Source organism: Thiomonas sp. 13-64-67 (assembly GCF_002282795.1).
In the GTDB taxonomy this organism is placed as follows: Bacteria; Pseudomonadota; Gammaproteobacteria; order Burkholderiales; family Burkholderiaceae_C; genus Thiomonas; species Thiomonas arsenitoxydans.
Map to the genome: position 1 here is coordinate 1 of NZ_NCKP01000081.1, position 6,741 is coordinate 6,741.

General features: G+C 66.3%; 5 protein-coding genes and 1 pseudogene. 5 read left to right on the forward strand and 1 reads right to left on the reverse strand.

The features are described 5' to 3' along the window. The 5 genes from B7X30_RS14205 to cobA all read left to right on the forward strand — a co-directional run. Positions 1-1,356: (2Fe-2S)-binding protein (locus B7X30_RS14205; protein WP_286731420.1), on the forward strand; the 1,356-nt coding region annotated here is incomplete at its 5' end. Continuing rightward, entirely contained in the window at positions 1,353-1,742 is a 390-nt protein-coding gene (nirD, locus tag B7X30_RS14210) for a nitrite reductase small subunit NirD (protein WP_286731423.1), read from the forward strand. The genes B7X30_RS14205 and nirD, both read left to right, overlap by 4 nt. Beyond that, the gene (locus tag B7X30_RS14215) at positions 1,742-4,597 is read left to right on the forward strand and encodes a nitrate reductase (protein ID WP_286731426.1); all 2,856 of its coding nucleotides are present in this window, start codon (positions 1,742-1,744) and stop codon (positions 4,595-4,597) included. Before nirD ends, B7X30_RS14215 begins: the two co-directional genes overlap by 1 nt. 33 nt (positions 4,598-4,630) lie before the next feature. Next, positions 4,631-5,701, forward strand: a complete 1,071-nt coding sequence (gene ybiB / locus B7X30_RS14220; protein ID WP_286731428.1) for a DNA-binding protein YbiB — start codon at positions 4,631-4,633, stop codon at positions 5,699-5,701. Beyond that, the gene (gene cobA, locus B7X30_RS14225) at positions 5,685-6,455 is read left to right on the forward strand and encodes a uroporphyrinogen-III C-methyltransferase (RefSeq protein ID WP_286731429.1); all 771 of its coding nucleotides are present in this window, start codon (positions 5,685-5,687) and stop codon (positions 6,453-6,455) included. The genes ybiB and cobA overlap by 17 nt, the downstream gene beginning before the upstream one ends. Before the next feature lie 10 nt (positions 6,456-6,465). On the opposite strand, the pseudogene B7X30_RS14230 reads toward cobA, so the two are convergent. Beyond that, positions 6,466-6,741, reverse strand: a pseudogene (locus B7X30_RS14230) (IS1634 family transposase); the annotation flags it as partial.

Consider the following 6,741-nt stretch of genomic DNA (forward strand, 5'->3'; position numbering starts at 1 on the left):
TGCCTGTACGGCGACACCGTGGATGGCTCGTGGTATTTCAAGCTGCTGCGCGAAGGCCGCAAGGTGCATGACATCCGCGACAAGCTGATGTTCGGCGAAAGCCATTTGGGCGACGCCGGCCACCAGGGCCAGAGCAAGGCGCAGATGATGACCGACAGCGACGAGGTCTGCGGCTGCAACGGCGTGTGCAAGGGTACCATCGTCAAGGCCATAAAGGACAAGGGCCTGTTCACGCTGGAGGAGGTGCGCAAGCACACCAAGGCCAGCGCTAGTTGCGGCTCGTGCACCGGCCTGGTGGAGCAGATTCTGATGTTCACCGCAGGCGGCGACTACAGCTCCGCGCCAAAGAAGAAGGCAATCTGCGGCTGCACCGACGCCAGCCACCAGGACGTGCGCGAGGCCATCCGCGAGCAGCATCTTCTGACCATTGCCGACGTTTACGCCAAGCTCGGCTGGCGCACGCCCAACGGCTGTTCAAGCTGCCGCCCGGCGGTGAATTACTACCTCATTTCCACCTGGCCGCACGAAGCGAAAGACGACCCGCAAAGCCGCTTCATCAACGAGCGCAGCCACGCCAACATCCAGAAGGACGGTACCTACAGCGTGATTCCGCGCATGTGGGGCGGCGAGACTTCGGCTGCCGAGCTGCGCCGCATCGCCGACGCGGTGGACCAGTTCAACATCCCCACGGTGAAGGTGACGGGCGGCCAGCGCATCGACCTGCTGGGCGTGAAAAAGGAAGACCTGCAGGCGGTGTGGAACGCCATCGGCATGCCGTCCGGCCATGCCTACGCCAAGGCGCTGCGTACGGTGAAAACCTGCGTGGGCAGCGAATGGTGCCGTTTCGGCACGCAGGACAGCACCGCGATGGGCAAGATTCTGGAGCGCGCCACCTGGCGCATGTACGCCCCGCACAAGGTGAAGTTCGCGGTCAGCGGCTGCCCGCGCAACTGCGCCGAGGCCGGCATCAAGGACGTGGGCATCATCGGCGTCGATTCCGGCTGGGAGATGTATGTCGGCGGCAACGGCGGCATCAAGACCGAGGTGGCGCAGTTCCTGGTCAAGCTCAAGACGCAGGAGGAAGTGCTGGAATACACCGGCGCCTTCATCCAGCTCTACCGCGAGGAAGGCTGGTACCTGGAGCGCACGGTGCATTACATCGCCCGCGTCGGCCTCGACTATGTGAGGCAGCGCGTGCTCGACGACGCCGCAGGCCGCGCGGCGCTGTGGGAGCGGCTGCAGTTCGCGCTGCAGGGCGAGCCCGATCCGTGGTTCGAGTTCGACAAGGCGCAGGTGGATACGCGGCAGTTCATTCCCATCGTGCCGGTTGCCGCAGCACAAGGAGAGCCGGCATGAGCACCAGCCACTGGACTCCTGTCTGCACCCAGTCCGAGATTCCCGCCCTGGGCGCACGCCGCGTGCGACGCCCGGACGGCGTGGATATCGCCCTGTTCCGCACCGCCAGCGACCGCATCTACGCCCTGCTCGACCGCTGCCCGCACAAGGGCGGGCCGCTGAGCCAGGGGATCGTATTCGGCGAATCGGTCGCCTGCCCGCTGCACAACTGGACCATCCGGCTCGACGATGGTCGTGCGCAAGCGCCAGACGAGGGCTGCACTCCGGCCTTCGCGGTGAAGGTGGAGGGCGAACGGGTCTATCTACGCAGCGACCAGTTGCACGCGCCGATTACCGAGATGCACGCGGCGCACTGTGACGGCGCAGCCTGCGCGAGCGCGGACTGATGAACGCCGCCGACCTGCCCGCAGGCTCCATCGCCATCGTGCCCGAAGGCGCGCTGCGCGAGGTGCGCTCGACCTGCCCGTATTGCGGCGTGGGCTGTGGTGTGCTCATCAAGACCGAGGGCGGGCGCATCACCGGTGTGCGCGGCGACCCGGATCATCCGGCCAACTTCGGCAAGCTGTGCACCAAGGGCGGCGCGCTGCACCTGAGCGCCAAGCCGGAGTTGCTGCCGCAGGTGCGCGCGCTGCGGCCCGAACTGCGCACGCAGCGCGATGCGCCACGCCGTGCGGTGCGTTGGGACGAGGCGCTGGACCATGTGGCGCAGCGCTTCGCCGCCCTCATCGCCGAGCACGGCCCCGACAGCGTGGGTTTCTACATCTCCGGGCAGATGCTGACCGAGGACTACTACGTTTTCAACAAGCTGGCCAAGGGGCTGGTCGGCACCAACAATGTGGACACCAATTCCCGCGTGTGCATGAGCAGCGCGGTAGCCGGCTACAAGGTCACGCTGGGGGCTGACGCGCCGCCGTGCAACTACGACGACATCGACCATGCAGCCTGTCTGGTGCTGGCGGGCAGCAATGCGGCGTGGTCGCATCCCATCACCTTTCGCCGCATCGAAAAGGCCAAGGCCAGGCGGCCCCAGATGCGCATCATCGTCATCGATCCGCGCCGTACCGAAACCGCCGAACTCGCCGATCTGCACCTGCAACTGCTGCCCGGTACCGACGTAGCGCTATTCCACGCCATGCTGCATGTGATGGTGTGGGAAGACCTGGTCGACCCCGCCTACATCGCAGCGCACACCAGCGGCTATGCGGCCCTGCGCGAGCTGGTGCGGGAAATGAGCCCGGCGGCCGCTGCCAATCTGTGCGGGCTGAAGGCGGAGGACATCGTCACCGCCGCGCGCTGGTTCGCGCTGGGCGCGCCTGACGCGACACTGCAGACGCGCCAGCCTACGCTCTCCCTGTATTGCCAAGGGCTGAACCAGTCAAGCAGCGGCACGGCGAAAAACGCCGGGCTCATCAACCTTCACCTCGCCTGCGGCCAGATCGGCAAGCCGGGCGCGGGGCCGTTTTCTCTCACCGGCCAGCCCAACGCCATGGGCGGGCGAGAAGTGGGCGGCATGGCCAATCTGCTTTCGGCGCATCGCGATTTGTCCAACCCCGCGCACCGCGCCGAAGTGGCCAAACTCTGGGGTGTGGCCGACGTTCCTGCGCAGCGCGGCAAGACCGCCGTCGAGCTGTTCCAGGCCGCGGCCGATGGCAAGGTGAAAGCACTGTGGATCGCCTGCACCAACCCCGCGCAGTCGCTGCCTGACCAGGCGCTGGTGCGCCGTGCGCTGGAGACCGCCGAACTCGTCGTGGTGCAGGAGGCCTACACCACAGCGGCCACCGTGCCTTATGCCGACGTGCTGCTACCCGCCACCACCTGGGGCGAGAAGATTGGGACGGTGACCAACTCCGAGCGCCGCATCAGCCGCGTTCGCGCCGCAACCAAAGCCCCCGGCGAGGCGCGCGACGACTGGGAGATTGCGGTGGACTTCGCCCATCGGCTCGAAGCCCTCTTGCCTGCACGGCTGAACGGCAAGCTCACGCTCTTCCCCTACGCTACGCCCGAAGCCGTCTGGAACGAGCACCGCGAAAGCACCCGAGGCCGCGACCTCGACATCACCGGCCTGTCGTGGACCACGCTGGAACGCGACGGCCCGCAGCAGTGGCCCTACCCCGCCGGTGCGAGCGTCGGCAAAGCGCGGCTGTACGACGACGGCTTGTTCCCCACGGCAGATGGCCGCGCCAGATTCTTCGCCGAGGCCTTCAAACCCGTGGCCGAACCCTGCGACGCGCGCTACCCCGTGGCGCTGACCACCGGCCGCCTGCGCGACCAGTGGCATGGCATGAGCCGCACCGGCTCGGTGCCACGCCTGTTCAACCATGCACCCGAGCCCTGCATCGACCTTCACCCCAGCGATCTCGCGCGGCGCGGCCTGAGCGACGGTGAGTTGCTGCGCGTGGCCTCGCGCCGCGGCGACATCGTGCTGCCCGCCCGCGCCACCGACACGGTGCGCCCCGGCCAGGCCTTCATCGCCATGCACTGGGGCGCGGAATACCTTGGCGGGCGCAATGCCGAAGGCGTGGCGCGGCTGGGCGTCAACGGCCTCACCCTGCCCGTCATCGACCCCTATTCCTTCCAGCCCGAACTCAAGCACAGCGCGGTACGGGTGGAGGCCGCCAACCTTACCTGGCACCTCGCCGCCTTCGGCTGGATGCCCGAACACAGCGCCCAGGCGCTGCGCACCACGCTGATGCAGGAACTGGGCGAACTGCCCTTCGTCATGTGCGTGCCCTTCGGCCGCGAACGCACCGGCCTGCTGCTGCGCGCCGCCGCGCGCGGTGCGCCTGCTGCCGCGTTGCTGGCGCGCATCGAAGCCCATTTCGGCCTGCAGGGAAGCGCCGCGCTGCACTACGCCGACCCTGGCCGCAGCGTGCACCGTGCCGTGCGACTGGCGGGCGAGCGCATCGACGCCGCGCTGCTCAGCGGCCCGGCCGACAGCGTGGTGGCGCAAGGCTGGCTGCGCGAATTGCTGCAAAGCGAAGCCAGTGCCAAGCCCTATGGCCGCTGGCTGCTGCTGCCCTCCACCACGCCTCCGGCCAATCTGCCCAGCCCCGGCCACCAGGTGTGCAACTGTTTCGATGTCTGGCAAAGCCAGATCGACGCCCTGCTGCCCACGCTGGGGGGCGACGCTGACACGCAACTCGCCACGCTGCAGCAGCAACTCAAGTGCGGCACCAACTGCGGCTCCTGCCTGCCGGAATTGCGCCGCATCGTGCGCGGCGGCGGCCCGGTCACGGCCTGATTCTTGCAGTATCCATTTCAGGAGGTTCTCGCCATGTTCAACCCCGCTTCCCAGCTTCCCATAGCACTTGAGACCGGCCCGGGCCGATTCAATCCCGAGGCTTTGTCAATGTTGCGCACCATCGGTCGCGGCGCGGACGGCAGCCGCAATCTGAGCCGCGAACAAGCCCGCATTCTGATGGGCTGGCTGCTGCGGCGTGAAGTCTCTGACGCCCAGATTGGCGGCCTCCTGCTGGCCTTGCGCATGAAGGGCGAGAGCGCCGAAGAACTTGAAGGTTTCACCCGGGCCGTGCAGCAGACCATCGCCCCCTTGGTGGTGCGCACCGAGCGTCCCGTCGTGGTCATTCCCAGCGCGAACGGCGCTCGCCGTTTGCCCAACCAGGTCCCCTTGCTCGCCGCACTCCTGCGCGAACAAGATTTTCCCGTTCTGGTGATTGACGCCCCCTCCACTGAGCACGGACGCCTGCCCACCGAACCCCTGTGGAAAGCGCTGGGTATGCATGTCGCCTCGGGTGTCGAGCAGGCGCAACAGTGGCTCGAACAAAACGAAGCCGTGCTGCTGCCGCTGAACACCCTCAGCCCAGAGCTGCACCGATTGCTGCAATGGCGCAACGTGCTCGGCGTGCGCAACGGCGGTCACTCCGTAGTCAAGATGCTCAATCCTTTGCAGTCACCCAGCCTGCTCGTGACGGCCTACACCCATCCGGAGTATGCGCAGCTGATGCAAGAGGTTTTGCTTGCTTTGCGGCAGCCTGCCTTGCTGCTTCGAGGCTGCGAGGGCGAGGCCGTGGGCCATCCCAACCGCGACACAGAGCGTCTGAGCCTGTATGCCGATGGCGCAGTGCAAAAGTGGCCTGCCGGTGCGCCGTTCATTCCTTGCCCGCATATGCCCGATGGACTCGATCTGAACGCCAGCGCGGACTGGACACATGCCGTGCTCGACGGCTATTTGCTGCCGCCTGAGCCCTTGGCGCGACAGATGGCCAGCATCCGCAACATGTGCGAGGCCATCATGGCCCCCGCTAGCACGCGTGCCAACGCGTTAGCGATTGCCACTCCACTGACCTGCTCACGCGCGGAGGCCCCTCATGCTCAAGCCCGCTGACCCTTCTCGATTCACAGTCCACCTCGTCGGCGCAGGTCCGGGCGATCCGGAGTTGCTCACCCTCAAGGCAGCGCGCGTGCTGCAGCAGGCCACATTGGCCCTGGTCGACGATCTGGTCAATCCCGGCTGTCTGAAACATCTCGCGGCGGACTGCCGCATCGTTTCAGTAGGCAAGCGTGGCGGGTGTGCCAGCACACCGCAAGACTTCATCGAACGGCTCATGGTGTATGAGGCCCTTCGTGGCGAGCGTGTCGTACGCCTCAAAGGAGGTGATCCACTGGTTTTTGGTCGGGCAGGAGAAGAAATTGCAGCCTTGCGCGCAGCCGGTCTCCAAGTTGAGATCGTTCCTGGCATCACGGCCGGCATGGCTGCGGCAGCGGCAGCGCGCACATCCCTTACCCATCGACACCATGCACCGGGTGTGGCATTCATCACCGGCCACCGTCAACCGGATGGCAGCCCACTGCGCTGGGCAGCACTTGCCCAATCAGGGCTGACCCTAGCCATTTACATGGGTGTCGCCGAAGCCTCATCCATCGAAGCGGGACTGCTGCAGGGGGGGCTTCCACCCGAAACACCTGCGATGCTGGTTCAGGCTGCCAGTTGCACAGAGGAGCGCCTCGTCGCTACCCGTCTAGCCGACCTCTGCAAAACTATTCAAACCAAGGAAGTAGGCTCCCCTTGCGTGATGCTCATTGGCACCCGAGTTCGACACCAACCACGCCAACCTCTTGTTTTTGTTGATGGTGGCTAAAAAATTGCCACTACAGCAGGGGCATCTGGGCGTCGCGGGTCGGCTTGGGCAGTTTGAGGGCCTGGAAGAGATGCGCCTGGTTGGCGTCGATGGTGGAGATGCCGTCGATGGGCTCGGCGTCGTTGATGCGCACACGGTGCCTCTGGATGGCGCGCAGTTGTTCGAGCGCGCGTTCCGGGGAGACCTGGGCGCCTGCGAGCTTGAGGCGGCTGCGCATGACCCTGTACAGGATTAGGGCGATGAAGCACAGCATCGCGTGGGCGCGGATGCGATCGGGCAGACGGTG